We start from the raw sequence: 26529 nt of genomic DNA, 5'->3' as shown, positions 1-26529 counted from the left end.
AATGGCGTAAAGCTCTGTAAAAATACCGTTTATTCGTATTTACTTGCCGATCGTGATATTTAAACCTCTGGATCTAAGACGATCAATAAAATCAGGTCCCAGGGCAGACACAGTTGTTAGAAATCCGTACTTATCGATATATGAAGATGTATTCTCAGCCAGTTGTAAAGCAGATTCACATAAAAAGAAAACCGTTGATTTATTCCCAGGATCACCGGGATAGGACATGGTTAGTTTTTTGACAGAACCATGTTCATCCTTTGCAAATGCTTTTAGTTTGAAGTACCCGTTTTCGATACTTTCCTCAGAGGGGCCTTCACCCGGTGCCGGCATGACTTTTTTTATCAGATTTCGAAACCAGCTGAATGGACCTAAGATCGTCAGAGCAGTTAAAAATAGGGTGAAAAACAGGAAAGGGAGCGGATTATACCATTGGGACAGGGCAGAATGTTCACTGTACCCAATGCTGTCAGCATATTTATTTTCCTTTTCTTTAAATAATGAAGCAGTTTTGTAAACCACTTTAGAATTGATCGCACCCATAATAAAAGGGACAGACCATTTTTGGATCATTTTATCATAACCAAAAAACTGAGCTTTGTTTGTTTTGTGAACTTTTTGATCAGCATCTTGAATCAAGAGACGGGGGTTACTCATCTTCTTGTACTCACCGGTTTCAAATTTATTGAGCATGGTGGCGATAGTTCCTCCATTAAATCCACCACTGATCTTGTAGTAAGAGATGACTGAAAGCCTGGATGGTTTGTCGTAGGCTTGGCTTAGTAAATAGGTGGTAATATCTGCGGGTACACTGTCAAATCCTGAGAAGGGGATCAAAATGGCCTGACTCTTCAATGCGGAAGATTCATACTTTTGGATCATTTCGGCGATAAAACCGACTTCACCGGTGATATCAAGGTAGTGAGTACCGGTTTCAGCACATTGCCGGATCAGCTCTTCTCCGTATAATGAAAACGGACCTGCCGTGGTCACAATGATGCGGGTTTTAGATACGACCTGTTTAACGTCATCCGGATTGGTCGTATCTATTTTGAGACACCGTGACCGTTCAATCCCTAGATCATCAGCTAACCGGTTGAGCTTATTGATATTCCTGGCAGCTATTCCCCACTTCAATGTTTTTGGGGAGTGGGTGTTAAAATATTTCGCAGCCCGGCGACCCGTAAATCCGGTGGCTCCAACTAAAATAATGTCAAAAGTTTCTGAGGACATGTGGTATTAATTTGAAATTCACAGGCATAAAAAAACCCCACACGTAATGTACATGCGGGGTTTGAATTTCTCTTAGGTGAGAATTAGCCAACGCGTGATACTTCAATCGCGCTTAGGCCTTTAGGTGTTTCTTCAACATCATATTCTACTTCTTCACCGTCTGCAAGCCCCTCTTCAAATCCAAGGTTTTGAATATTGTTGCGGTGAACAAAGATATCTTTTCCACCATTGTCAGGTTCGATGAATCCAAATCCTTTTTGTGCATCAAACCATTTAATTTTACCGTATTCCATAATTGTGTTGTGTTGTATTGAATGCATCTGAAGAATTATCATTTGATGGATAATCCGATTAAACAGATGCTTATTTATTGTTAGTTGTACAAACTATAGAGGGGAAACAAATACTAAACTAAATACTAATACTGATTCTTACCATACATTTGCATTGCCCTAATATCTTCTTTATTACAATTAATACCAAATGTGTAGGTATAAATTGTGACTTTTCACTATATAACGGTGATGTTTGAGCCTCCATAACTTTTTTTATGAATTAGCGAATAAGAATATTGGTTTTATTCACGAAACGGTGAACAGCTATTTAGCAGAAATCAATGAAAACCTTTCCCATACATATCGTCTCTACGGCATTGGCTTCTCTTATGTTTGCGTTGATCGTTTTTGGTTCATTACCGTTAAAGGCTCAATCAGGTTCAGAATCAGGTGAGGACAATAAACCGGCTTTTAGGTTAATGGGAGACCGGGGTGAGAGGCTTGTCTTTCCGTTTGAACTGATCAATAATCTGGTTGTTATTGAAGCCCGGATCAATGGATCAGAACCGATGAAATTCATTCTGGATTCAGGAGCCGGAAGAAACATCATCACCTCCTTGTATAACAGGGAGATCTATCTCAACAATACGGAAACCGTAATGCTGGCGGGTTTAGGTGAAGGCGAGAGGCTTGAGGCATTCAGATCGAGGGGGAATCAAATTCAGATAGAGCGTATCATCGGAGAGGATGTTGAGGTTTTGATCCTTAAAGAAGATGTATTCAAGCTGGCATCTTTTATGGGGACTGAAGTTCACGGAATTCTCGGGTTTGACCTATTCGATAGTTTTGCGGTTGAGATCGATTATCGGGCAAAGTTGGTAAAGATCTATGATCCCCTACGATCAAAAGAAAAATTTGAAGAATTACCCAAACACAGAAAGTGGTTTACCATTCCAATCATTGTTGAAAATGAAAAGCCGTACACCAACATACTTTTCAAGAATTCGGAAACCGATGAGTATTCCCCTTTAAAATTACTCCTCGATACCGGTGCCAGTAACTCCCTTTCTTTCTATGATCCCACCAGTGAGGAGATCGTACTTCCTGAAAATACCATCAACACCTTATTGGGAATAGGGCTAAGCGGAAATGTGAGCGGAGCATTAGGGCGTGTCAAAAAAGTGAAATTCGGTCCTTTCGAATTTGAAGAACCGGTTGTGGCATTTCCAGATAGCCTGTCAGTTAGGAGAGCATTTGGGTTTGATGACCGTAATGGAAGTGTTGGGGGAGACCTGTTGCGTCGTTTTAAAGTGATCTTTAATTACCATGACGGTCTTCTGTATCTTCGAAAGAATAAGAATTTCAACGAGGATTTTACGTACAATGTAAGTGGAATTGAGGTCTCAACTCCCTTCCCGGACCTTCCATATTACGAGATCTCATTTATCAGGAAAGATTCACCTGCTGAACGGGCAGGATTAGAGGAGGGAGATGTGATCCGTAAGATCAATGGCCGGAAAGCTGAAGAGCTTTCACTAAACGACCTTCTCAATATATTTCAGAATAAAGAAGGAAGTAGGGTTAGAATGGAAGTAGAAAGAGATACGATTGATGTTTCTCTTCGATTTGAATTAAAAGATGAGTTGCGCTTAAAGTGAGCTCACTTAAAGTGAATGTGCTACTTTTACTGAATTTGACTAACTATTGATTCTGTAAATTACTAAATACAGACACGGATCAATTTTAAATCAACATATACAATCATGAATAGAAAGTATTTACAGGCTGCAGTTACAGCGGTCTTGGTAACACTTTTTTCACTTACAGCAGCTTTTGCACAGCTTGAAGAAACCAATAAACGGACTCCAAAAATAAACTGGAGTAACACAACAGAACATGAAGTGCAGATTAAGGGACAAAAAGTTCCTTACACAACAACAGTGGGTAATTTACCAGTGTATAATGAAGAAGGAGTGATCACCGCTTCATTATTCTACACCTATTATCAGCGCACTGATGTGAGGGATAAAGCACGGAGGCCATTGGTGTTCTCTTTTAATGGAGGTCCCGGATCGGCTTCGGTTTGGATGCATATTGGGTACACAGGCCCCAAGAAACTCAAGATCGATGATGAAGGCTTTCCGATCCAACCTTATGGCGTTGATGATAACCCGCATTCGATCCTGGATGTGGCAGATATCGTTTTTGTGAATCCGGTAAATGTAGCTTTCTCGCGCATGGTCCATGAAGATGCCAAACGGGAAGACTTTTTTGGAGTCAATGCTGATGTGGAATATTTGGCACAATGGATCGATACCTTTGTATCGCGGGAAGATCGCTGGCCATCACCAAAATACCTGATCGGTGAGAGTTATGGAACTACCCGTGTGTCAGGCCTCGCCGACCGACTTCAATCCTCACACTGGATGTATCTGAATGGGGTGATCCTTGTGTCTCCAACAGGTCTCGGTGTAGAGCGCGGTGGCCCCGTGGGGGATGCTACTCCGTTACCATATTATGCAGCTACTGCCTGGTATCACGATGCTTTAACCCCTCAATTGCAAAACAAGGACCTGGATGATATCCTGCCTGAAGTAGAGGAATTCACCATCAATGAATATATACCGGCTCTGGCTAAAGGTGGCTTTATCAGTGATGCTGAAAAGAACCGGATCGCAGAGCGTGTTTCCTATTACTCGGGTATTTCAAAAGAGGCGGTGCTTGACTGGAACCTAAGGATCTCGACCTCATTTTTCTGGAAAGAATTGCTGAGAGATGAAGGGCTGACCGTGGGTCGTCTTGATTCACGATATCGCGGTATTGATCGCGAAAATGGTGGACAGCGCTACGACTTTGATCCGGCCCTTACGGCCTGGAACCACGCCTTTACTCCGGCAATCAATTATTATCTGAGAGATATGTTGGGATATGAAACAGACCTGCAGTACTGGACCTTTGGACCTGTTCATCCATGGAACCGAAGTGGTGACAATACCGGTGAGCAGCTGCGTTCAGCCATGGCTGAAAATCCCTATCTGCATGTTATGGTTCAATCCGGATATTATGATGGCGGAACTAATTATTTTGATGCTAAATACACCATGTGGAATATGGATCCGAGTGGTAAACTCCAGGATCGTCTGTCGTTCAAAGGATATCGATCAGGCCACATGATGTATTTGAGAAGTGAGGATCTGGCTACTTCTAACGAAGATATCCGAGAGTTTATTAAAAACTCCATTCCGGAAGAAGGTATGCCGGCTAAATACTAAGGTATGTCGATCACAATCTGTAAGGTCGCTCAGTAGAGTGGCCTTTTTTATATGGGCCAAACAATTTGAACCGAAAGGAAGCAAAAATCGCTATTAATGAACATAAAAAAAGCCCCGGACAACTTAATGACCGGGGCTTTTAAATTTCGTCGAATGGTTGAATTATTCGAGAATATAAACTTCTGTAGCACTTAAGCCTTTAGGAGTTTCTTCTACTGCAAATTCAACTTCTTCGCCATCATTGATACCTTCGTTAAAACCAAGGTTCTCAATGTTGTTTCGGTGTACAAAGATGTCTTTGTCACCATTGTCCGGCTTGATAAAACCAAAACCTTTTTGTGTATCAAACCATTTTACTTTACCGTATTCCATAATATATATGTAGTGTTGTTTCGCAGGCACAGTGTACTGAAAGCTCAATATGAGCAGACTTCATTTCTTAAAATCGGCTGCGAGAGAATTAAATGTTAGTTATACAAACCAGAGAAGGGAAATAATACTGTACTAAATGAATAAATACCGATGTTGCCTTTAATTAATTTGCACTCTTAAGGTCCCCTTTATTCTACCCAATACCAAATAATTAGTTAAACGTAATTAAGTGATGAAGTAAGCTTTGATTACTTTCAAAATCAGGTACACTTCATCACTCTTAAATGTTATCCATAGATCTCGTTTATGAGTCCGGCCATGCGGATACCTGCCTTTAGCAGCCTTAATTCCACGGTATTCCAGTTATTGTAGGCGTATTCATAGCTCAGCTCCTTGTTTTCAGGAATGTCATACACTTGTGGTAAGGTAGCCTGAGATTCATTCGCCCAGTCAAGTATGGAAGCACTTTGCCATTCACGGATCTGATCAGCTGTGGCATAATTGATGAATTCTGAGAGTTCAGTAAAGCTGAGTTGTTTGTCATCGATCATCTCGCTGTCCCATACACGATGCAGGTTTGAGTTATCCCAGAACCACTGAAGTCTTACATCGTTTCCACCACGATCCGTTCCGTTTCCAACATGAAGGGGTTGATGGATATCCCCAACCAGATGTACCAGAATTTTCAGGTTTTCAGCTTCCTGCTTGGGAGTCAAACTTCCTTCTTTAAGTTCAGTAACCACCTTTCTAAGGGCCCAAATGATGTCACCGTCTTCTTCTTTTTCAGCTGAATCATAGGTTTCGCCTTCCGGGATCGTGACGTAATGCCAGGTGGTCATGAAATCGTAGGAATCATCTGAACGGACCTCATCCATCCAGGTGCTGACCTTAGCGAGGCTCTCATTACCAAGTACCCGTTTAACTTCCTTGGCTGCCTGTGGCGTTAAATATTGTTCAGCAATATCGCCGGTGGTACGATGACCGATCTGTCCCCAGCGCAGAGCTTCTTCTGCAGAATTTGAAAATCCAAAAATAAAAATGATCAGGAAGGTGAAAAGTTTAAGCATGACAATATCTGTTGTGTGTTTTTCTGAAAGATAACAGGCTTCGTATTATCAATCAGTAAATTATTTATTTAATTCATTTAAGAGATCATCAACATCAAGCGGACGGGTGTACATATCAATGTTGCCTTCCGGGGTTTCAGGCCATTCGTCTCTGGGACGATCCCGGTACAACTCAACCCCGTTTTGATCCGGGTCATCCAGGTAGATAGCTTCAGAAACACCATGATCGGAAGCTCCTGATATTGGATAATTATGATCAATGAGCCGTTGTAAGATGGCAGCAAGATCCTTTCGGGTCGGATAAAGTATTGCCGTGTGGAAAAGCCCGGCACTGCGTTTTGGGGCCGGAGGGGCATCTTTGCTTTGCCAGGTATTCAGCCCAATGTGATGATGATAGCCACCCGCAGAAATAAATGCAGCCTGATCGCCGTAGGTAGTGATCAGCTGAAAGCCAAGTAATCCGCAATAGAACTCCAGCGATCTTTCCAGATCAGAAACTTTCAGGTGAATGTGGCCGATCTGTGTTTTAGATGGGATTTTATAGGGATCTGACATTTGGGTAATTATTGGTACGTGTTAGATTTCTTAGAATTATAAGCAGGAATATAAGTGAGTCAAAATCTGAAAGTTTCTATCGTTCTTCTGGTATCTGCTCTTTGATACCAATCATTGGTTACCAAATGACATTCCTGGGTCGTGTCACTTCCGAAAGGCATATGTTTGATCGAATTGAGTTGCTCTACAAATTTTGTTAGTTGATCAACCGGCTTACTGAATCTCATAGCCGTCATATGGGCTGTTTGTATTGTGTAACGTTTATCAATGGTTTGGAATAGATCAGAGCCTTTGAATGCCTTTCTGATTTTATTTCTAAGCGTATTCAATGAATCTTCCTCCGGATATCCACAAACCATAATGGCTTCAGTTGAAGCAGTAATTCCTTTGAATTCTATTTGAAATGGATCGGTGTTCTCAAGAATGGGTTTTAGTATGGAAACGTATTCATCCATCCTGATTTGTTCCGGATCAAAGCCGGACTGGCAGGAGACGATGGTAAGAAGCGTTAAATGAAGATCTGAAACAGGATAGTAATATTGATCAGGGGTTTTTATGCGTATTTGTTGAAAAACCTGATTAACAGCTTTGCGGATTTCAAGTGAAGGACGAACGATCAAAGTCAATCCATAGCGATCGTCTTCTGGCTCATCGATCCTGTAATCAGGTTTAATGCCACCGGATTCAATTTTATTGATCGAATCAACCCATGATCTATTGTAATGTTCTTTAAGGTCAAATTGGGTCATTCCTGAAACAGGGGAGGGTGTTTTTTATGATGATCCGTGGCTTCCTGCCAGGTTTTAGCTACGCTAAGCAGAGTAGCCTCATCAAACAGGTCTCCCACAAAAGTAATGCTTGTTGGGGAGCCGCTTTCGGTAAAACCGTTAGGTGCAACCACACTCGGATGGCCGGTCAGGTTGGTGATCAGTAAATTGCCACCGCCAAATGCAGGAGAAATGTAAACATCTACTTCTCGCATCACCGAATCCATTTTCTGGATCAGTTCGTAGCGGGCACGATTGGCATTAATATATTCGGTCGCCGGAATGAAATGAGCCGCCCTGAAAGTGTTTGGCCAGGCGTTAGGCGATTGCCACTGCATCATGTCGTCCTGATCGGTCAGGGTAAGCTGATCGAAAGCTGCTGCGCCTTCTGCAGTCAGGATCAGGCGAAGGGGACCGACCTCATAATCCGGAAGTTCAATGGGGATCAGTTCAACCCCCAGGTCTTTCATAGTTTCAAGAACCAGGCTGTCCCTGCCTTTGTTCCAGTAATCCTGTTCAAAAGCAGACTTTAAATACCCGATCCGAAGCTTGGTAATATCAGTTGTAGCATCAAAATTGAATGGCAGATCAACAATGGTTTGATCCTTACCGTCAGGGCCGTAGATGGCGTTGAAAACCAAGGCAGCATCTTCAACACTGCGGGTTATGGGACCGATCTTATCCATGCTCCAGCTCAAGGCCATGGCTCCGGTTCGGCTCACCCGACCATAAGTGGGGCGAAGTCCGGTAGTTCCGTTTCTGGTTGAAGGGGATACGATGGAGCCTAGCGTTTCTGTTCCAATAGCGAAAGGGAATAATCCTGCTGCAGTGCCGGCTGCTGATCCGGCTGAAGAACCACTGGATCCCTGCTCCAAATTCCAGGGATTATTGGTACGCCCACCAAACCAAATATCACCGTATGCGAGAGCCCCGAGTGTGGTTTTTGCGATCAGTACGGCTCCGGCCTGATCCAGTTTCTGTATCACGGTTGCCGTTTCGTTGATCTGCTGATCCTTATAGGGAGCGGCTCCCCAGGTAGTTTTGTAACCTTCCACAGCCAATAGGTCTTTGGCCCCGTAAGGTATGCCATGCAAAGGTCCCCGGTAAATACCTTGCTCCAGTTCCACATCCATTTGCTGAGCTTGTTCAAGAGCCCGTTCGCGCGTAACCGTAATGATCGCTTCGAGTTTTTCATCATGCGTTTCAATACGCTCAAGAAAGAAGTTTGTCAGTTCAACGGAGGTGATCTTTCGGTCTTTGATGAGGGATGCCAGTTGTTCAATCGTATAAAAAGCAAGGTCGCTGCGGTCATCAGGAAGTTCGACCTCTTGCTCCAGATCCCATTTCTGAGCCCTTTGTTGAAAATCAAAGCGTTTGCCGACCGGGATCGGATTGAAATTCAAGGCAGGAGGGACACTGTTATTTAATTTCATATCCCGAATAGACTGAAGGTCATCCCGGGTATCAGCGAGGGCATCGATCATGGTATCGCGTTCGGCATCTGTGAACTCCAATCCAATAACAGACGCAGCGTTCTTGATCATCTCTGAAGTAATGGGTGCGCTTTTATCTTGTATAAAAGTGAAGGCAAACAGGAAGCCGATCAAAATGCCTCCTGTGAATAGCATGATTTTATTGAATTTTTTCATGATGGAGAGATGATATGTAATGAAAAGGGGGTCACTGATTTCTACAGATAGGATTATTGGCAGAATAGTGCAGTAAGTCAATGGATTTTATGTAATTCTTTGTTGTGTATTAAAGTAAACGAATTTAGGATTTGAATTTTTTAGAGGGTTGCTTACTTTAGTGCCAACTTAATGATCGGTCTCAGATCTGCTCTGAGTTAAAAGGGAATCTCGTGAAAAACGAGAGCTGTTCCCGCAACTGTAATCCGAGTTTGATGATCAAGGATCATCAGATCACCTGCAGCCTCACCTTTGCCACTGTCTTTGACACAACCTGTCGGGACGGGAAGGCGCTGCCAACGGAAAGCCAGGAGACCTGCCGTCGTTAAATCATAGCACTTCTTTCGGGTAAAAAGACGTGCCGTATTCAGTTTTATGTTTTATATATCTCAACAAAATAGGATCGTAGTATCCGGCTGTTAATGCCCGGAAGAACTGCGACCATTTGAGATCTGAAACTATTTACCCGCCAAACCCTAATTAAAACTAACATTTCATATCCATGAAGTATCTATTTACTACTGTATTATTACTATTGGCGGTATCACAAACCATGAACGCACAAGTTGCTGACACGCTCGACCTCGGTGAAGTGGTGATCACTGCCTCCAAAACGCAAACCTCAGAAAGAGAAACCACCAAGCCGGTAACGACCATCACCCAGGCAGAGATCCGGAAAGCTCCCGGTCTTTCAGTCTCGGAATTGTTGAACAGACAAACCGGTATTATGATAAATGGTGCGGGATCAAGTCCGGGAAAGGATAAATCTGTCTATTTGCGGGGAGCTGCGACCCAGTACACACTGATCCTCATCGATGGTTTTCCGGTTACAGACCCATCGAGTGAGGGAGGTGCTTTTGACCTCAGGTTGTTGTCGCTTGAAAACGTGGAACGCATTGAGATCGTAAAGGGAAGTATGAGTACCCTGTACGGATCTGATGCCATAGCCGGAGTGATCAACGTCATCACCAAAAAACCGGAAGATGGTCTGCTGAATGCCAATGCAAAAATGGCGATCGGCTCCTATCAAACCAATGAACTCTCGCTGGGAGTCAATGGCTCGGGTAAAGTGGCATCCTATAACATCAATTTCTCCCGTTCTTTTACAAAGGGGATATCTGAAGCAGAAGGAGAGGATTTTCTGAAAGACGGTTACGAACGATATGTCGGTTCAGCAGAGCTTAACATAGACCTGACCGAAGGCTTAACCCTAACGCCATTCCTGAATTATTCGAATTATACGGGAGATTACGACGCAGGAGCCTTTGCTGATGCAGAGAATACGTACGAAGCCGATCTGGTGAACACAGGAATGCGGTTCAGGTATCAAACAGATCAATTTGAGTTAAAGGGAGCCGGTGCACTCACGGATACTGAACGCAAATTTACGGACGATTTTGGTGTATTTAACCCCAAAGCCACTCTTTGGAATAATGACGTGTATGGGGTGTATTCGTTCAGTGATCAAGTGAGGTTTCTTGCCGGATTTAACTATCAAGACCTGTCTTTTGAACTGGATGGAATTGATGAAGGAAGTTCCATCATCAGTCCCTATGCCACCCTGTATCTTGGAACCGGATCTGGTTTGAATACTGAACTGGGATTAAGGCTGAACAAGCATTCCGAATATGGATCGAACTGGAGCTTTAATCTGTCTCCGGTTTATAACCTGACGGAAGAATTCAAAGTATTGACTTCCCTCAGCTCAGGTTTTAAGGCTCCTACTTTGAATGAACTATTCGGCCCATTTGGTTCAAATCCCGACCTTGAGCCACAAACCAGCCTGACCCTTGATGCCGGCCTTGAATACAGGTCTTCCACCAGTGGATTAAGTGCCGGCGTTAATTATTTTATCCGATCGGTGGAGCAGCTCATTTCTTACGATAGTTCAGTTGGGTATGTCAATGTAAATGAGCAAAATGATTCCGGGTTGGAGATCACGGGGTCCTACACCTGGCCGGATACGAGGGTCAATCTGTACTACAATTACCTGGATGGAGCGATCACACAGGAAGGGGAAGAATTTGATAATCTGATCCGTCGTCCTGATCACAGTTTTGGCTGGGCCATCCAGCAAAACATCGGAGCAGATCTCATGGTGGACCTGAATGGAAAATTTGTTGGAGAAAGGGAAGATCTTTACTTCAACATGTCAACCTTTCAGAATGAAACTGTAGAGCTCGAAAGTTATGTGATGTTGAATATTTCCATGAATTATGAGTTACCGGAATTCAATACAAGTGTATTCGCTTCCCTAAACAATTTATTGGATGCCTCATATCAGGAAGTTTATGGGTTCAATACACCCGGGGTTAACTTCAAGGCAGGTATCAGGCTTGATATATAATGGGTAGGTGTTGAGTTTTATGAATCTTAAATAGAGTATAATTTGACAAATATATATCAACAAAAGTTTAGTTATAAATGATAGAATTATTACCAATAATGGTAATAAAAATATTTATATATATAGTTCGTTCGGTTGATTGGTATTTTAGTCATGTGGATAACTTTTCACTTCAAACTTAGCTAATTAACCCGTAAAAAAGCCTTTTTATTTATTTAAAGAGGCTTTTTTGTTGTGTGAACGCTGCCTGATATCGTTTGTATTAATTTAATTTATAATAAAATATATATTAAAAAATATTATGAGGCGGCTTTTTGGAGCTTAGTTTTTTACAATGTGGATAAGTTGCCGAATTTGTGGAAAAGTAATCGTTTTTTTTCTTGCTGTGTGTTGGTCTCGCGTCTATATTATTCCGTACTTCTTTAGGAGATAAGAATCGGGAAGCACTACAGAATTGTCTCTCATCTACTAAGGTATAAATGATATAATTGTAACATATAAGTAACGAAGTACGCCAATGAAATTTACTCGCTTCTACACGCAGTCCGAATGGAAAAGCCCATTTGATGGAATTGAATTTGCAACCAGAACCTCTGAGATCAAAAACCCTGACGGATCACAGGTATTCCACATGGAGAATGTGGTGGTACCTAAGAGCTGGAGTCAGGTTGCCACTGATGTGATCGCACAAAAGTATTTCCGTAAGGCCGGAGTACCTGCGAAACTGAAAAAGATCAAAGAGAAGGGAGTTCCAAAGTGGCTTCAAAGATCAGAAGCTGATGAGAAAGCATTAAAGGAGCTGCCGGAAGAAGAGCGTTACTCACACGAAATTGACAGTAAGCAAGTCTTTCACCGATTGGCGGGTTGTTGGACTTACTGGGGTTGGAAGCACGACTATTTTGACAGCGAGGAAGATGCAAAGGTATTCTATGATGAGCTGGCTTACATGCTGGCTAATCAAATGGCCGCACCAAATAGTCCGCAGTGGTTCAATACCGGATTGCACTGGGCATATGGTATCAATGGACCGGCGCAGGGGCATTATTATGTAGATGGCAAAACCGGCGAGTTGAAAAAATCTGAGGATGCCTACAGCCATCCACAGCCACATGCCTGCTTTATTCAGAGTATCGATGACGACCTGGTGAACGAAGGCGGGATCATGGATCTTTGGGTGAGAGAAGCCCGTTTATTTAAGTACGGATCCGGAACCGGAAGTAACTTTTCCAAGATCCGTGGTGCCAATGAGCCATTGAGTGGCGGTGGCCGCAGTTCAGGACTGATGAGTTTCCTTAAGATCGGTGACCGTGCTGCGGGAGCCATTAAATCAGGCGGTACTACCCGACGTGCAGCTAAAATGGTGACACTGGATCTGGATCACCCGGATATTGAAGAGTATATCAACTGGAAGGTCCGTGAAGAGCAAAAAGTGGCAGCTCTTGTTGCAGGTTCAAAATCGGTTCAAAAACACCTCAAGAATATTATCAAACTTTGCCACACACCGGTAGAGATCGAAGGACGCACCTTCAATGGTGCAATGAGCCGAGATCCGCTTAAGAACAAAGCGCTGGCTGATGAGATCCGCAAAGCCAAAAGAAATCAGGTGCCCCTGAATTATATTGAGCGAGTTATTCAGCTTGCCGGTCAGGGATTCACCGATCTGGAATTTGATACTTACGACACAGACTGGAACTCTGAAGCTTACGCTACTGTAAGTGGACAGAACTCCAACAATTCGGTTCGTGTGCCAAACTCATTCATGAAAGCCGTGAAAGAAGACGGTGACTGGCATCTGTACGGCCGCGTTGAAAAGAAAAGAGCCGCCAGGGAAGGACGTGAACCTGAGCCAATGAAAACCCTGAAAGCCCGTGAGCTTTGGGATGATATTGCTTATGCTGCCTGGTCGTGTGCCGATCCCGGAACTCAGTACCATGATACCATCAACGAATGGCACACCTGCCCGGAAGATGGCCCGATAAATGCAAGTAACCCTTGCTCAGAGTACATGTTCCTGGATAACACTGCCTGTAACCTGGCTTCCCTGAACCTGATGAAATATTTCAAAGGCGATGGCGAGTACAGAGAATTTGATATGGAATCCCTGGAATACGCTTCACGTATGTGGACCGTGGTTCTGGAGATCGCCGTACTGATGGCACAGTTCCCATCCAAAGAGATTGCTGAATTGTCATATAAGTTCCGAACTCTGGGACTTGGTTATGCCAACATCGGTGCCGCACTGATGGTACAAGGTTTACCTTATGACAGTGAGGAAGGTGCTGCTGTAGCCGGTGCGGTTACAGCCACCATGCACATGACCTCTTACGCAACTTCAGCTGAACTGGCTAAAGAATTAGGTCCATTTGAAGGATACGAACGCAACAAAGAGCATATGCTCAAAGTGATACGTAATCACTGCAGAGCCGCTTACAATGTGGATCCTGAGGAGTATGAAGGATTGACTGTGAAGCCAATGGGTATCGATGCTTCCATCTGCCCGGATTATCTCGTCAAAGCTGCCAAAAAAGCCTCTGACAAAGCCCTGAAGCTCGGTGAAAAGCACGGATACCGTAATGCACAGGTGACCGTACTGGCACCGACCGGTACCATCGGTTTGGTCATGGATTGCGACACAACCGGTATCGAACCCGACTTTGCTCTTGTGAAATTCAAGAAACTTGCCGGTGGCGGTTACTTCAAGATTATCAATCAGGCGGTACCAAAAGCCCTCAAGAATCTCGGATATTCACCAAAAGAATCTCAGGAGATCATTGATTATGCCAAAGGAGCAGGCACTCTGGAAGGATGTCCACATGTGAATCCTGAGACCTTAATGGAAAAAGGCTTTACCAAAGATAAGATCGAAGCCATCAATGAAGCGCTGCCCGGAAGTTTTGACATCAAGTTTGCCTTCAATCAGTGGACACTGGGTGAGGATTTCTGCAAGGAAGTGCTTGAGATCCCTGAAGAGCAGCTGAATGATATGAACTTTGACATGCTTCGATTCCTTGGTTTCAGCCGAGAGCAGATCGAGGAAGCGAACAACTACGTTTGCGGAACGATGACGGTTGAAGGAGCACCGCATCTGAAAGAAGAAGATTATCCGGTATTTGATTGTGCCAACCGTTGCGGTAAGATCGGAACCCGATTTATTTCGGCCAAAGGTCACATCCGTATGATGGCGGCTGCACAACCGTTCCTGTCTGGAGCTATTTCCAAGACCATCAACCTTCCAAATGAAGCCTCTATCGAGGATATGAAGGATGCGTACATGGATTCATGGGAAATGATGCTGAAAGCGAATGCTCTGTATCGTGACGGTTCCAAATTAAGTCAGCCTCTGAACTCCATGGCCGACGTGCTGGAGGAGATCGATGAAGAGGAAGAAACGGAAGCCGTAGATGCTGCAACCACCATGGCACAGGATAAAGTGCTTGAAGTGGCCGAGCGCATCATCCACAAGTATGTGGCTCGCCGACAGAGACTACCGTTCCGTCGCGAAGGATATACGCAAAAAGTTAAGATCGGCGGACAAAGTGTTTACCTGAGAACCGGTGAGTATGAAAATGGTCAGCTTGGTGAGATCTTCATTGACATGCATCGCGAAGGTGCTGCATTCAGAAGTTTGCTGAACTGTTTCGCCATCTCTATTTCGCTGGGACTTCAGCATGGTGTACCGCTTGAAGAATTCGTGGATGCTTTTGTATTCACCAAGTTCGAGCCAAGTGGTATGGTGAACGGTAACCCACACGTGAAGATGAGTACCTCGGTCATCGATTACATCTTCCGTGAGCTGGCGGTAACGTATCTGGGTCGTGAGGACCTGGCTCACGTGCCGGCTGATCAGATCGAGACGCGTAACCTGCGCCCAACAGCTGATGCCAACCCGGATGTGGACAGTGCTGAATTCGAGCGTACTTCCGGAACAACGTCATCAGCTGATGCCGTGGCAAAAGCCCCGGAAACTGAGCCTGAAGCCGAACCGGTTCCTGAAAAGGTAAGCGTTGACAGCAGTCAGACAGCCATTGAAGGACAACAAAAAGCGGTTCAGTCAGACAGCTACGAAAGTGACTATGACAAAGCAAAACAGATGGGCTATACCGGCGAAGCCTGCCCCGAATGCGGTAGTATGACCATGGTAAGGAACGGGACGTGCATGAAGTGCATCACCTGTGGATCTACCACCGGTTGTAGTTAATCGTGATTGGTTGATTCGTTAATGGAGCGAGCAGTTTCCATTAACGAATAACCATTGCTCCAATAAAGAACTTTACATGGAGAACAGGATAACCCTGATCGGTGAGTAACCGGTCGGGGTTTTTTGTTGGTGGAAAGAAATTGGTATTACTTAATTAGGTAGTCCAATTAGAATACCTTACACAGTAAGGTTTGTGGAAAACTTCATCAAAAATTCATAGCAACAGTCATATTTGTAATGTATAGTCGGAATGTTATTCCCGGGTCATTAAAATCGAGAATTACAGTTCAATATTTGGTAAGTAGCCGATCACAGATCCGGATTGTTAACTGACTAAAGGTCTTAATCCAAGGGTTCTGAAACGATGATCAATAAGAAAAATATTGGGTCTCGGGTATTTTGGGGCATCTCACTGTTGGTCCTCCTTTTGTGGCTTACAGCGTATCCTGAGACGACCGTTAAACACAGTGCCAAAGGCTTTTTTATCTATTCAAGTCAAATAACGGGACTTCTTGGTTTTTCTCTTTTCGCGATCACATTTATTCTGGCTGCAAGGATCAAATGGCTGGAGCAGTACTTTGGGGGACTGGATAAGATGTACCATACCCATCATCAGATGGCAAAAGTGGCATTCTTTTTACTACTACTTCATCCGATACTGCTTGCAGGGAGGTGGATCCCTCAGGATATCTCAAAAGCACTATGGTACTTCTTTCCGGTGCACCGGCGCATAGCCATCGATCTTGGCAGCTGGGCATTGTGGGGACTGATCATTCTCATGCTGGTGACACTGGCCATTAAACTCCCGTACGATAAATGGAAATTATCACACAAATTTATGGGAGTGGTGTTCATTATTGGAGCCCTACATGTATTTACCCTTGAAGAGCTTGTATTTGCCAGTCCGGCCCTGTTTATATATCTGCTTTTGTTATCTATAGCGGCCATATCAGCATGGATCTATAAATCCTTTCTCCTTGAATATTTCATAGAGAAACATAGGTTTCAGGTGGCTAATATTGACAGATTGAGTGAAGAGGTCATGGAAATCACCCTGAAGTCAGATAAGGCTGTAAAATTTGTACCCGGCCAATTTTACTTTTTCACCTTTGTAGCACCCGATATAACCCGTGAGTCTCATCCTTACACGGTTTGCAGTGCTCAGGATCAAAATCGAATTAAGATCATGGTAAAAACTCTTGGGGACTACACCCGAGATCTGTACCAAAAGTTAGACACAGGGACCACGGCCCTGCTTGAGGGGCCGTATGGGCAGTTTGATTTCACGCATGAGATAACTAATCAGGTATGGATAGCGGGTGGTGTGGGTATTGCTCCATTTTTAAGCTGGGTCAGGAATCTCAGAGATCAGTCCTCGGAGGTGAATGTAGATCTGTATTACTGCGTCGATACTGAGAAAGAGGCTGTTCATTTGGATGAGCTCAAAGTGTTCGAAGAACGGTCGACGAAATTTAAGGTGCATCTGATCTGTGCAGACAGGGAAGGTTTTCTGAGCGCCTGTGAGATCCCGGAGCTGGCGGAAAAAGCTGTTTTTATTTGTGGACCAAAAGCAATGAGGGAAAAGCTATTAAGAGAGTGTAAGACAAAGAACATACCTAAAGATAAGATCCACTTTGAGGACTTTGATTTTGTTTAGGGACTAATATCTCAATTGTGTTCAAATGGGGAATGAGTCATCTCAAAGGATCTAACCATTTACAGGAAACAAGATAGTTATGCACTCGGACCGGGAGGTCCGGGCAGGCATTCCCAACCGGATGGTTGGGAACGAGTATGGACGAGAACGAACAGGATGAGACATCCTGAGGGTAAGTGCCTTAGTAAAAGTATGTTGGAAAATGGATCTTATTCATCATTTCGTGCTTTTCAATTCGTCTGTAAGAGCTTGGACTTAGAAGTCAGATATTATGTAAATTACTGCGCTCTAGTAGTTTATTAAATATTACATAACAAAAATTCTCTTCTTAGTATATAAAATAATTAATCTTAATAGGGAAATAGCATTAATAAATATTTAGTTATTATTTAATAAGTTAAAAAAATAATTTAATGTAACCTGTAATTTGATTTATAGTAATTGAAAATTATATTCATCCGGTTTAATCGTGTATAAATAAAAAAATACGCGTCTTTAATGCCGTTTATTAATTGCAGTATAATTTATTGCGTTTCATTTTCAATTAATATGAATAAGGATGGAAAATAGATATTTACATACTTCATTTGGGGTGCTGTTGCTGATCACATTAAGTGTAGGAATATATGGTTGTAAGAAAGGGGGAGGATTAACAAATTCGGATGATACCGAAGATCCAACACCTCCACCGCCAGCTCAGGTTTCCAGTAGTTTTAATAGTGATAATACATTTTTTTCTCCGGGAGAAATTCAACTTATTACAGTGGAAAATGCTTCGTTAAATGAAGATGAATACAGTGCTGAATTATCAGATGGAACACCGGTTTCTCTGTATTTAAATACGGAAGACTCAGAGAGTAAAACACTTGTTTTTGTCGTACCGGAAGTAAGCACCGGTGAACATGATTTGATCTTTGAATTAGAAGAGCAAGAACAAGTACTTTCGTTTGAGATACAAGAGTATGAGATAATAGAGAACCCAGTTTCCTATTCTAATAATTATTTATCATCAGTAAGTAACGATTTGCAGTTGTTAATTGATCAAACAGATGATGCGCAATTTAAAGAGCGCCTAACTAATGCGAAGGATTCTTTAGAGGTAACTATATCAGAGCTAAGTAATTACTCAGAAGAAGAGATTCAGTTGTTTGCCAGAATAATTAGTACGTATTTGATATCTGATACAAATAACTCTTCTCAAGGCAAAATCAATGTATTACAGTCAGATATCGAAGATTGTAGGGTTGCATTACGAGAAGTTGTTCTCGATGCTGGCTTGGTAACCGGGTCTCTGTATTTGATTTCAATATCGGGGACAGTAGCATCAACTGGTTGGGGATTATTAGTTGGAGGTGCAACAGCTATCGTTGGAACAGCCTCCTTATATGGTTCTCTAAAGATGTTAAAGACTGACTTATCAGTCTTTTGGCAATCATGTGTTACAGATCCTATAAATGCAGCAGAATCTTGGTTAATGGGTGAAGATCAATTCAAATTCCAGAGTAGCAAATCGAGTATCAACGAATTTTATCACAGAAAAGAAAAAAACTTATATATCAATACGAAATATGTTGTTCCAAATGAATTGCAAGCAGCATTAGATGAATTGAAAGGCTTGATGGATTATGCTGTCGATTTAATTCCGCAAGACTGGATTGATATTATTTATCATGAATATGAGGTTGAAGAGAAAAATGATCCAAGTTTGTTTACCATTAAAAATATTTCCACTTCTGATATCGAAGGAACCATTACAAGTGTAGATTCACTTGCTACCCTAACTTTTTCTTTCTTAGAAGAAGATCCGAATGAAACTCTAGAGTTTACGTTTAGTTTAGAATCAAGTGACGGAATTATTGTGAATCAGGAAGCAACGCTTTTCCCTCCGTTACCCTTAGTCTATGATAGTCAAGTGTCGGTAGAGATCGATTCATCAGTCACTGACACATTGTTATCAGAGTATGCTCAATTTTTTGTGTTAAAAAGTTACCCACAACAGGGCACGGTTACTTTTTTGGATGACTCACTTGGTGTGTTTAAGTATACTCCAAATAACACAGCGACAGGCGAGCAAGATTCTTTTTCATTTGTTGCAACTAACTCCATGGGTGAATCAGGTGAGGCAACCGTTACGGTTAATCTGATAAATCCGTTACCATTAGCCTATGATAGTGAAGTTTCTGTTAAGATTGATTCCTTAGTTACAGATACTTTGCAATCTGAATATGCTCAAGGTTTTGTAATAAATAGTCAACCTGTACATGGATCAGTAATGTTAGTAGATCCATCATTGGGAGTTTTTGAGTATTCACCAAATAATACTGTGACTGGAGGAATAGATCAGTTCACATTTATGGCAACAAACTCAATGGGTGAATCAGAGGTGGCAACCGTTACGATTAACCTGATAAATCCTTTTGCAGGTACCTGGGAAATAGATACGTTTGAAAATGGAACTCCAATTGGTCAGTATGTGATTTTTTATGACCAAGCATGTGGAATACCTGCAGGTGAGTGGACCATAAATTGGGAGACCCTGGATATTGGTGAAACGTCCTGGAGTTTTAGTGGCACCTACACTGAAATTTTGTACAACATTTCTATAGATACAGAGAGCTGCACTGTTATAGGTGATGAACCAAATACCAGTAAAGATACCTCGTATGGTGACAGTGGTACTTATACCCGTAATGGTGATGAAATAACTACAACAATCAATGGTGAAACAGAGACAGGAAGTATCATCTTTATTAATGAGAATAAAATTAAGTTAGGTGATCTAACGTACGTAAGGTCGCAGTAGAGCACTCGGACCGGGAGGTCCGGGCGGGCGTTCCCAACCGGGTGGTTGGAAACGAGTATAGACGAGAACGAACAGGAAAAATGAGTCATCCTGATCCGCCGGTTGGCGGAGAAGGATCTTAGCTATTAAGGGCAATTTGTCGGCAATCAATTCAATTGCCGGATTCTACCTCAGCTTACAACGACAGAGGATTAAACCCCGGTACTATACCCGGGGTTTTCTATTTCATAACAATACATTAATCCACTCAGCAAGATTTTTCCGCTTCAATTAATTAAGTTTTCGATCAATCCGGAATCAATCTTTGAGACAATGACCTTTCGAACTTTTGTACTCCTCCTGTGCGTTGGCTTTTTAACTTTTTCGCAGACCGCATATGCTCAGCTTACGGCAAGCGGTGTGGTTTTTGAGGACAAAAATCGCAATGGATCATTAGATCAGGGTGAAAGAACCCTTAATAATATTGGGGTTTCCAATGGGGAAGAGGTTGTGCTGACCAATAAAGATGGGCGGTATTCACTCACCATTGACGAGAATGATGCCACGGTATTCGTGATCAAACCGGCAGGGTATGAATTTCCGTTGAACCGATTGAATCAGCCTCAGTTCTACTACATTCATAAACCAAATGGTTCCCCGGATCTTGAATTCAAAGGAGTTGAACCGACGGGACCATTACCTGCAAGCCTGAACTTTCCGTTACATAAAAGTGAGTTTGGCGATGACTTTAAAGTACTTTTATTTGGGGACCCACAGCCCTATAACCGGCAGGAAGTGGATTTCTTTGACCGCGATATCGTCAATGAACTGGAAGGAGCTGAAGGCTATGAATTCGGCATCACGCTGGGGGACATCGTCGGGGACGACCTCGATCTTTTTGAACCCTATAATGAATCAATTACCCGGATCGAAATCCCATGGTTCAATGTGTACGGAAATCATGATATGAATTTTGATGTAGATGCGGATTCATTGGCAGATGAAACCTTTGAGGCGACCTTTGGTCCGGCTACCTACTCGTTTGATCACGGTAATGCTCACTTTATCATCCTGGATGATGTGGTTTATCCCAGAACCGATAACCGTTCGGGCTATATTGGTGGGCTTACTTCCAAACAACTCAGGTTCATCGAAAATGACCTGCAGCATGTCCCAAAGGATAAACTGATCGTGATCGCTTTTCACATTCCGATATTCACCCCAAATACAGCGGATCAAACCTTCCGTATCGAGGACCGGAGCCGTCTGTTTGAGTTGTTGAAAGATTATCCGAATACCCTGTCGCTATCGGCTCATACCCACCTGCAGCGCTTTCATTTCTTTGATGTTGATGAAAGGTGGCAGAGACTGCATCCACACATGCACTATAATGTAGGCACTACCGGGGGAGATTGGTGGTCGGGAGAGTTCGATGAGCGGGGCATTCCGGAAACCCTGATGAGAGATGGTACTCCAAACGGATATGCGATCCTGAATATCAGCGGCAATGACTTCACCATTGATTATAAGGTGGCTAATGCGGATGAAGATGACCGAATGAGTTTATGGGGACCAAAAGTCGTTCCCCAAAACCGATGGCACGGAGCCCAGTTGTACGTCAACTTTTATCTTGGGAATGAATACACAAAGGTTGAATACAAATTACAGGGCAGTGATGCCGAATGGAGAACCATGAATCGTGTTGCTGAACAGGATCCGTTTGTGGCGAACCTGCGACAAAAATGGGATACGATGGATGCCATGCCTGAGCAGGGTCGAAGACCTTCCAATCCTGTAGAGTCAGATCACCTATGGAAGATGAATGTGCCCAATAACGTTTCAATTGGTAGGCACACCATCAAGATTCGTGTCACGGATATGTTTGGAAGAGTATTTGAAGATCAGTTTTCCTACGATGTGGTTGAACCGACTTACGCCAGGTAATAAAGTTCAGAAACTGCTTTAAGCGAAAGCAATTCTCCGTCATTACTTTTACATTGATGCTTCAAACCTGAATAAGATCAGAACATTATGGCAAATTTTCCCAATCCTTTCTTTAGATGGAGACCTCACCCGTGGCATGGACTGGAAGTCGGCTCAAACCCACCTGAAACAGTGAATGCTTTTATAGAGCTCACTCCATTCGATACCATCAAATATGAGGTGGATAAGAAGACCGGATACATGCGGGTTGATCGTCCTCAGCGGAGTTCGTCCCTGCCACCATCACTGTATGGTTTTATCCCCAGAACCTATTGTGGGGATGAGGTTGGGAAACTGTCCAAACAAGAAGTAAAAGGAGATGGTGATCCCCTGGATATCTGTGTATTAAGCGAGCGTCCCATTGACCGGAATGAGGTGATCCTGAGTGCCCGGGTGATCGGCGGATTGCATATGGTGGATCATGATGAGGCGGATGATAAGATCATTTCGGTACTCGATAATGACATTTACTACAAAGGGGTGGAGGATGTGAATGATCTGCCTCCGGTATTGATAGAGCGACTTCGTCATTATTTTGGGACGTATAAACTAATTCCAGGAAAGGAAACCAGTGATGTCTATGTAGAGGGGATCTTTGATGCAAAGCATGCCTATAAAGTCATAGAAGCCTCGATGCGTGATTACGAAACCATGTTTGGGGAATAAAAAAGAGCCGGTATAGAAAGGAACTGATCACTTGGATTCAACCTCAGTTAGCAAAGGAAGAGAAAACATCCGGGTACAAAAATTCATTGTACTGGTGGCTGTGGTGTTGTTCGTCCTCAAAATGGCCGCCTGGTATTTTACCGGTTCCGTTGCGGTACTGACGGATGGGCTTGAAAGTATCGTCAATGTGATAAGTGGGTTTATTGGGTTGTATAGCCTCACGCTTTCAGCTAAGCCTAAAGATTCCAATCACCCATATGGTCATGGCAAAGTTGAGTTCATTTCAGCCGGCATAGAAGGCGCATTGATCACGGTGGCGGGATTGTTGATCATCATGGAAGCCATCAAAAGCTTCATCGATCCTGAGCCGCTGCGTAGCCTGGATCTGGGTATCATACTGGTAGCTATTTCAGCAGCTGTAAACTATGCCTTTGGCTATTGGGCATTAGAGACCGGCAAACGGAATGATTCGCTGGCCCTGCAGGCAAGTGGAAAGCATTTGCAAACGGATACCTACACCACCATCGGTATTATTGCCGGGCTGATCTTTATTCGTTTTACAGGCATCGGATGGCTCGATGGCGTGGTAGCCATCATTTTTGCATTGCTGATCATCAGGATGGGAGTGAGGATCCTCAGGCAGGCGGTGGCCGGTATCATGGATGAATCTGATGAAGATCTGCTGGAGGAAATGATCGAGTATCTGCAGGAGCACCGGGATCCTAAATGGATCGACCTTCACAATCTCCGAATCATCAAGTATGGGCGTATTCTGCATGTGGATTGCCATCTTACACTACCATGGTATCTCACTGTCAAAGAAGCCCATGCTGAGCTGGATAAGATCGAGGAGTTGATCACTCAAAAATTTGGGAATCGTATCGAGATATTTATTCACACAGACTACTGCATGGAATTTTCATGCCGGCTGTGTCAGGTTGAGAATTGTGAGGTAAGGCAGCATGAGTTTGAAGAAGCCATTACCTGGACGGTTGAGAATGTGGCATCAGACGGAAAGCACCATTTGCCAAAAGAATAGGTGAAAAAAGCATTTATCGGTAAATACTAAAATTTGGGGGTAGTAATAGTTTAAACTATAGGATTCCCGTTTTCACGGGAATGACCAAAGCCATCTTTCGTTCAGCTTACAGGGGTATTTGTTTGTTAAAACTGGTTTGATCAGAATTGTGATTGGTCAGATAAATTCACTGAGGTCTAACTGTAGCTCATTCGAGTATTTTCGCAGTAAGTGGATCTTATAGTCGGGCATCAGCTCTGTTTCACCTGCTACGATCTCTTTGGCCAATCGGTTAGGAAGGATGAACGATTTTGCATGTGGTCCGAAGTCTTCTGCGATCTTGTTTTGTATAGGTTTGATGAGTCGGTCTTTCAGGTCGTTGATCCGGCTTTGCTCCCTGCGCATGGCAAGGTAATCTTCCTTACTCATGTTATATGAGGCTTTCTTCGTTTTAGATAGGTTCCTATCATTTGCTTCACGGGTAGCCTGTTTTATGGCCTGCAGTAGATTCTCTTTGAAAGTTGTGTTTTTGATCCTTCCGAATATGCCTTTGGTATGTTCCCAATTCTTAGCCTTGTCAGGGTGTTTAGCCAGATCCTGAATGAGCTTTTTACCGGCAAGGTGATAGACCGGTTTGTTGTAAGATCTGGCAACCTCATCAAAAAATTCCATGAGTTTGCAGTAGAGGTGCCACTCATATACGCTCAGGTCGTTTTTATCCTTGTCTTTGATCAGGTTATTGTGATCCTCATCACTGTAATCCAGGTGATTGAAGATCCTGTTTTCCTGATGGATCCATTCCAGAATGCCCTGTTCTTCCGCAATATGGTTCAGTTCTCTTTTGAACTCAAGGAGATATAATACATCATCTGCGGCATAATGAAGCTGATCGTCTGTTAACGGCCGGCGGAACCAGTTACTTTGCTGAGAACTGCTGTTGACTTCGATATCGAGTACCTGTTTGATAAGTTTGGTCAGGGAAGCCGGTTGAAAATTCAGCAGACTGGTTACTGCGTCAAGATCATACAGGTTTTTTGGGAAACAGCCCATGGAGTGAAAGAGACGGAGATCTTCTCCAAATGCGAAGACCACCTTTTGAATGTCAGGATCCTCTATAACCGGGAAAATATTCTGAATATCAATATCACCGCTCAATGGGTCTATGACATAGCACTCATTGCCATCATACACCTGCATCAAACACATATTGAACCCGTAGCGGTATCGGTTACGGTCAAACTCCAGGTCGATGGCAAACTCATCAGTCTTGCTGATCTCGTTTACCACATCCTGTAAGGCACTGTTATCTGCGATGTATTGAATGTTCATGTATAGGATCTGATTTTTAGCTAAAGATATCAGAATTCAGCAAAACCTGTAGTTTATCTGTGTTTTTCGTATAAGTTGGGCTTCAGGATATTTGAGAGTTGGTTTAGATCAGTTTCAGCCGAATCAAGTCGGCTATCCAGGATCTCTTCAAGTTGTGCTTCCGTTCTAATTCCCAAAACAGCGGAGGCTACAGCCGGATGCTGAAGTACATAATCTATGGATGCTTTGATAGGTGAATCGGTTTGCTTCAAAACTTTTCTCATCTTTTCAACCTGTTCAGCGGTATAACCCAGATAATCCTCACCGGGCTTGTCGATCAGCATGCCCTTAGCAAGGGTTCCACGCGTGATCACACTGATATCATGGTCAGCCAGCAGATCCAGAACTTCCTCCTCAGGCCGTCTATCGAGTAAGCTGTACTGCATCATCACCACATCCATATTGGATCGTTTTATCCATTCCCGGATGGTATTGGGACGGATCGAGGAGATCCCATAAGCTCTTATCTTACCTTGTTTCTTTAGAGACTCGAAAGCCTCAATGGCTTCATCAATGGGATCGTCAATGGTTCCTCCATGTAGCATATACAGATCAATATGATCGGTCTGTAACCGTCGCAGGCTTTCATTTACACCGTTCAGGATATGTTCTTTAGAGGGATTCCAGTCCCAACCTGAGCCATCTTCCCGCCATTCATTCCCAACTTTTGTTGAGATAAAAACCTCATCGCGGAAGGGTGCCAAAGCGGTGCCCACCATTTCCTCGTTCATTCCCTGATCGTAAAGGTCTGCCGTATCGAAGAAATTGATACCACCATCAAAAGCTTTGCGGAGCAGGTTATTTACATACTGCTGACCCTTTTGCAGCTCGAGCGACATACACCCGAATGAGATCTCGCTGACTTCAATATTCGAGGTGCCTAATGTGTTTTGCTTCATAGTACTTATCTGTTTGTATTCAGTAATATAAACATATGATTTTCAGAAAGATTCCTGATTTGATTCATTGCTCCAAATGATGCATACTTATCCGAAATAAAAACCTATGGAGGTCACAAACGAATGTCAGAAAGGGATTTAAAAGGTTATTGGAAGAAGAATCTAAAGTATCTGGGCATCCTTCTCAGCATTTGGTTCATCGTATCGTATGGGTTCGGGATCCTGCTTGCTCCCGCCCTGAATGAGATACAGGTTGGAGGATTTAAACTGGGATTCTGGTTTGCTCAACAGGGATCCATTTATACCTTTGTGGTGCTCATTTTTGTGTATGTGTATCTGATGAACAAGCTGGATCAGCAGTTTAACGTGCGGGAGGATTGAT

Annotated in this window: 19 protein-coding genes and 1 riboswitch; of the genes, 10 read left to right on the top strand and 9 right to left on the bottom strand. The window is 43.2% G+C overall.

What is annotated here, in order from left to right; genetic code table 11:
• Positions 1–39 precede the first annotated feature (39 nt).
• A complete protein-coding gene (locus tag C3B73_RS08260) occupies positions 40–1233 on the bottom strand; it encodes a saccharopine dehydrogenase family protein (protein ID WP_103665131.1) in 1194 nt (397 codons plus the stop codon).
• Positions 1234–1316: 83 nt separating this feature from the next.
• On the bottom strand, positions 1317–1526 hold the full coding sequence (locus C3B73_RS08255; RefSeq protein WP_103665130.1) for a cold-shock protein: 210 nt from the start codon (positions 1524–1526) through the stop codon (positions 1317–1319).
• A 323-nt stretch (positions 1527–1849) separates the two neighbouring features.
• Between C3B73_RS08255 and C3B73_RS08250 the strand changes: the two genes are divergently transcribed.
• Complete coding sequence (locus tag C3B73_RS08250) at positions 1850–3166, top strand: aspartyl protease family protein (RefSeq protein ID WP_103665129.1); 1317 nt, start codon at positions 1850–1852, stop codon at positions 3164–3166.
• Positions 3167–3271: 105 nt separating this feature from the next.
• On the top strand, positions 3272–4780 hold the full coding sequence (locus C3B73_RS08245; protein WP_103665128.1) for a S10 family peptidase: 1509 nt from the start codon (positions 3272–3274) through the stop codon (positions 4778–4780).
• Between the two features lie 162 nt (positions 4781–4942).
• Here the strand turns inward: C3B73_RS08245 and C3B73_RS08240 are convergent, their stop codons facing one another.
• From C3B73_RS08240 to C3B73_RS08220, 5 genes are all read right to left on the bottom strand, one after another.
• Positions 4943–5152: a cold-shock protein gene (locus C3B73_RS08240; RefSeq protein WP_103665127.1), complete on the bottom strand. Its 210-nt coding sequence runs from the start codon at positions 5150–5152 to the stop codon at positions 4943–4945.
• Positions 5153–5439: 287 nt separating this feature from the next.
• Positions 5440–6219, bottom strand: coding sequence for a S1/P1 nuclease (locus tag C3B73_RS08235; RefSeq protein ID WP_103665126.1), 780 nt, complete (start codon positions 6217–6219; stop codon positions 5440–5442).
• Positions 6220–6279: 60 nt separating this feature from the next.
• Positions 6280–6774 carry a VOC family protein gene (locus C3B73_RS08230; RefSeq protein WP_103665125.1) on the bottom strand — a complete coding sequence of 165 codons (495 nt, stop codon included), beginning with the start codon at positions 6772–6774 and terminating at the stop codon, positions 6280–6282.
• Between the two features lie 59 nt (positions 6775–6833).
• Positions 6834–7523, bottom strand: coding sequence for a 2'-5' RNA ligase family protein (locus C3B73_RS08225; protein ID WP_103665124.1), 690 nt, complete (start codon positions 7521–7523; stop codon positions 6834–6836).
• The gene (locus C3B73_RS08220; protein WP_232803098.1) at positions 7520–9169 is read right to left on the bottom strand and encodes an amidase; all 1650 of its coding nucleotides are present in this window, start codon (positions 9167–9169) and stop codon (positions 7520–7522) included. The genes C3B73_RS08225 and C3B73_RS08220 overlap by 4 nt, the downstream gene beginning before the upstream one ends.
• A gap of 179 nt (positions 9170–9348) precedes the next feature.
• A riboswitch (cobalamin riboswitch) is annotated at positions 9349–9567 on the top strand.
• A 164-nt stretch (positions 9568–9731) separates the two neighbouring features.
• On the opposite strand from C3B73_RS08220, the gene C3B73_RS08215 reads away from it, so the two are divergent.
• The 7 genes from C3B73_RS08215 (at position 9732) to C3B73_RS08185 (ending at position 23901) form a co-directional block, all read left to right on the top strand.
• Positions 9732–11576 (top strand): TonB-dependent receptor plug domain-containing protein, encoded by a 1845-nt coding sequence (locus C3B73_RS08215; protein ID WP_103665122.1) that lies wholly within the window; start codon positions 9732–9734, stop codon positions 11574–11576.
• A gap of 517 nt (positions 11577–12093) precedes the next feature.
• Positions 12094–15774: a vitamin B12-dependent ribonucleotide reductase gene (locus C3B73_RS08210; RefSeq protein WP_103665121.1), complete on the top strand. Its 3681-nt coding sequence runs from the start codon at positions 12094–12096 to the stop codon at positions 15772–15774.
• A 364-nt stretch (positions 15775–16138) separates the two neighbouring features.
• Positions 16139–17431 (top strand): ferredoxin reductase family protein, encoded by a 1293-nt coding sequence (locus C3B73_RS08205; RefSeq protein WP_103665120.1) that lies wholly within the window; start codon positions 16139–16141, stop codon positions 17429–17431.
• Between the two features lie 559 nt (positions 17432–17990).
• Positions 17991–20234: an Ig-like domain-containing protein gene (locus tag C3B73_RS08200; protein ID WP_103665119.1), complete on the top strand. Its 2244-nt coding sequence runs from the start codon at positions 17991–17993 to the stop codon at positions 20232–20234.
• A gap of 312 nt (positions 20235–20546) precedes the next feature.
• Positions 20547–22157: a calcineurin-like phosphoesterase C-terminal domain-containing protein gene (locus C3B73_RS08195; protein WP_103665118.1), complete on the top strand. Its 1611-nt coding sequence runs from the start codon at positions 20547–20549 to the stop codon at positions 22155–22157.
• Between the two features lie 87 nt (positions 22158–22244).
• Positions 22245–22862 (top strand): inorganic pyrophosphatase, encoded by a 618-nt coding sequence (locus C3B73_RS08190; RefSeq protein WP_103665117.1) that lies wholly within the window; start codon positions 22245–22247, stop codon positions 22860–22862.
• A gap of 31 nt (positions 22863–22893) precedes the next feature.
• On the top strand, positions 22894–23901 hold the full coding sequence (locus tag C3B73_RS08185; RefSeq protein ID WP_103665116.1) for a cation diffusion facilitator family transporter: 1008 nt from the start codon (positions 22894–22896) through the stop codon (positions 23899–23901).
• A gap of 156 nt (positions 23902–24057) precedes the next feature.
• On the opposite strand, the gene C3B73_RS08180 is transcribed toward C3B73_RS08185, so the two are convergent.
• Together C3B73_RS08180 and C3B73_RS08175 are read right to left on the bottom strand one after the other, a co-directional pair.
• Positions 24058–25209, bottom strand: a complete 1152-nt coding sequence (locus C3B73_RS08180) for a ribonuclease D (RefSeq protein WP_103665115.1) — start codon at positions 25207–25209, stop codon at positions 24058–24060.
• A 53-nt stretch (positions 25210–25262) separates the two neighbouring features.
• Positions 25263–26147: an aldo/keto reductase gene (locus C3B73_RS08175; RefSeq protein ID WP_103665114.1), complete on the bottom strand. Its 885-nt coding sequence runs from the start codon at positions 26145–26147 to the stop codon at positions 25263–25265.
• A 123-nt stretch (positions 26148–26270) separates the two neighbouring features.
• Between C3B73_RS08175 and C3B73_RS08170 the strand changes: the two genes are divergently transcribed.
• On the top strand, positions 26271–26528 hold the full coding sequence (locus C3B73_RS08170) for a DUF4212 domain-containing protein (protein ID WP_103665113.1): 258 nt from the start codon (positions 26271–26273) through the stop codon (positions 26526–26528).
• Position 26529: the final 1 nt, after the last annotated feature.

This window comes from Gracilimonas amylolytica, from assembly GCF_002911695.1.
GTDB lineage: Bacteria > Bacteroidota > Rhodothermia > Balneolales > Balneolaceae > Gracilimonas > Gracilimonas amylolytica.
The sequence above is the reverse complement of the archived record's forward strand: the minus strand, read 5'-3'. Positions and strand labels throughout refer to the sequence as shown.

Excerpts from the sequence above, each read along its gene's own strand:
- C3B73_RS08210 (WP_103665121.1), top strand. The coding sequence starts at position 12,094 with ATGAAATTTACTCGCTTCTACACGCAGTCCGAATGGAAAAGCCCATTT.
- C3B73_RS08195 (WP_103665118.1), top strand. The coding sequence starts at position 20,547 with ATGACCTTTCGAACTTTTGTACTCCTCCTGTGCGTTGGCTTTTTAACT.
- C3B73_RS08190 (WP_103665117.1), top strand. The coding sequence starts at position 22,245 with ATGGCAAATTTTCCCAATCCTTTCTTTAGATGGAGACCTCACCCGTGG.
- C3B73_RS08260 (WP_103665131.1), bottom strand. The coding sequence starts at position 1,233 with ATGTCCTCAGAAACTTTTGACATTATTTTAGTTGGAGCCACCGGATTT.
- C3B73_RS08180 (WP_103665115.1), bottom strand. The coding sequence starts at position 25,209 with ATGAACATTCAATACATCGCAGATAACAGTGCCTTACAGGATGTGGTA.
- C3B73_RS08170 (WP_103665113.1), top strand. The coding sequence starts at position 26,271 with ATGTCAGAAAGGGATTTAAAAGGTTATTGGAAGAAGAATCTAAAGTAT.
- C3B73_RS08235 (WP_103665126.1), bottom strand. The coding sequence starts at position 6,219 with ATGCTTAAACTTTTCACCTTCCTGATCATTTTTATTTTTGGATTTTCA.
- C3B73_RS08240 (WP_103665127.1), bottom strand. The coding sequence starts at position 5,152 with ATGGAATACGGTAAAGTAAAATGGTTTGATACACAAAAAGGTTTTGGT.
- C3B73_RS08255 (WP_103665130.1), bottom strand. The coding sequence starts at position 1,526 with ATGGAATACGGTAAAATTAAATGGTTTGATGCACAAAAAGGATTTGGA.
- C3B73_RS08215 (WP_103665122.1), top strand. The coding sequence starts at position 9,732 with ATGAAGTATCTATTTACTACTGTATTATTACTATTGGCGGTATCACAA.
- C3B73_RS08225 (WP_103665124.1), bottom strand. The coding sequence starts at position 7,523 with ATGACCCAATTTGACCTTAAAGAACATTACAATAGATCATGGGTTGAT.
- C3B73_RS08175 (WP_103665114.1), bottom strand. The coding sequence starts at position 26,147 with ATGAAGCAAAACACATTAGGCACCTCGAATATTGAAGTCAGCGAGATC.
- C3B73_RS08200 (WP_103665119.1), top strand. The coding sequence starts at position 17,991 with ATGGAAAATAGATATTTACATACTTCATTTGGGGTGCTGTTGCTGATC.
- C3B73_RS08230 (WP_103665125.1), bottom strand. The coding sequence starts at position 6,774 with ATGTCAGATCCCTATAAAATCCCATCTAAAACACAGATCGGCCACATT.
- C3B73_RS08205 (WP_103665120.1), top strand. The coding sequence starts at position 16,139 with ATGATCAATAAGAAAAATATTGGGTCTCGGGTATTTTGGGGCATCTCA.
- C3B73_RS08245 (WP_103665128.1), top strand. The coding sequence starts at position 3,272 with ATGAATAGAAAGTATTTACAGGCTGCAGTTACAGCGGTCTTGGTAACA.
- C3B73_RS08250 (WP_103665129.1), top strand. The coding sequence starts at position 1,850 with ATGAAAACCTTTCCCATACATATCGTCTCTACGGCATTGGCTTCTCTT.
- C3B73_RS08220 (WP_232803098.1), bottom strand. The coding sequence starts at position 9,169 with ATGCTATTCACAGGAGGCATTTTGATCGGCTTCCTGTTTGCCTTCACT.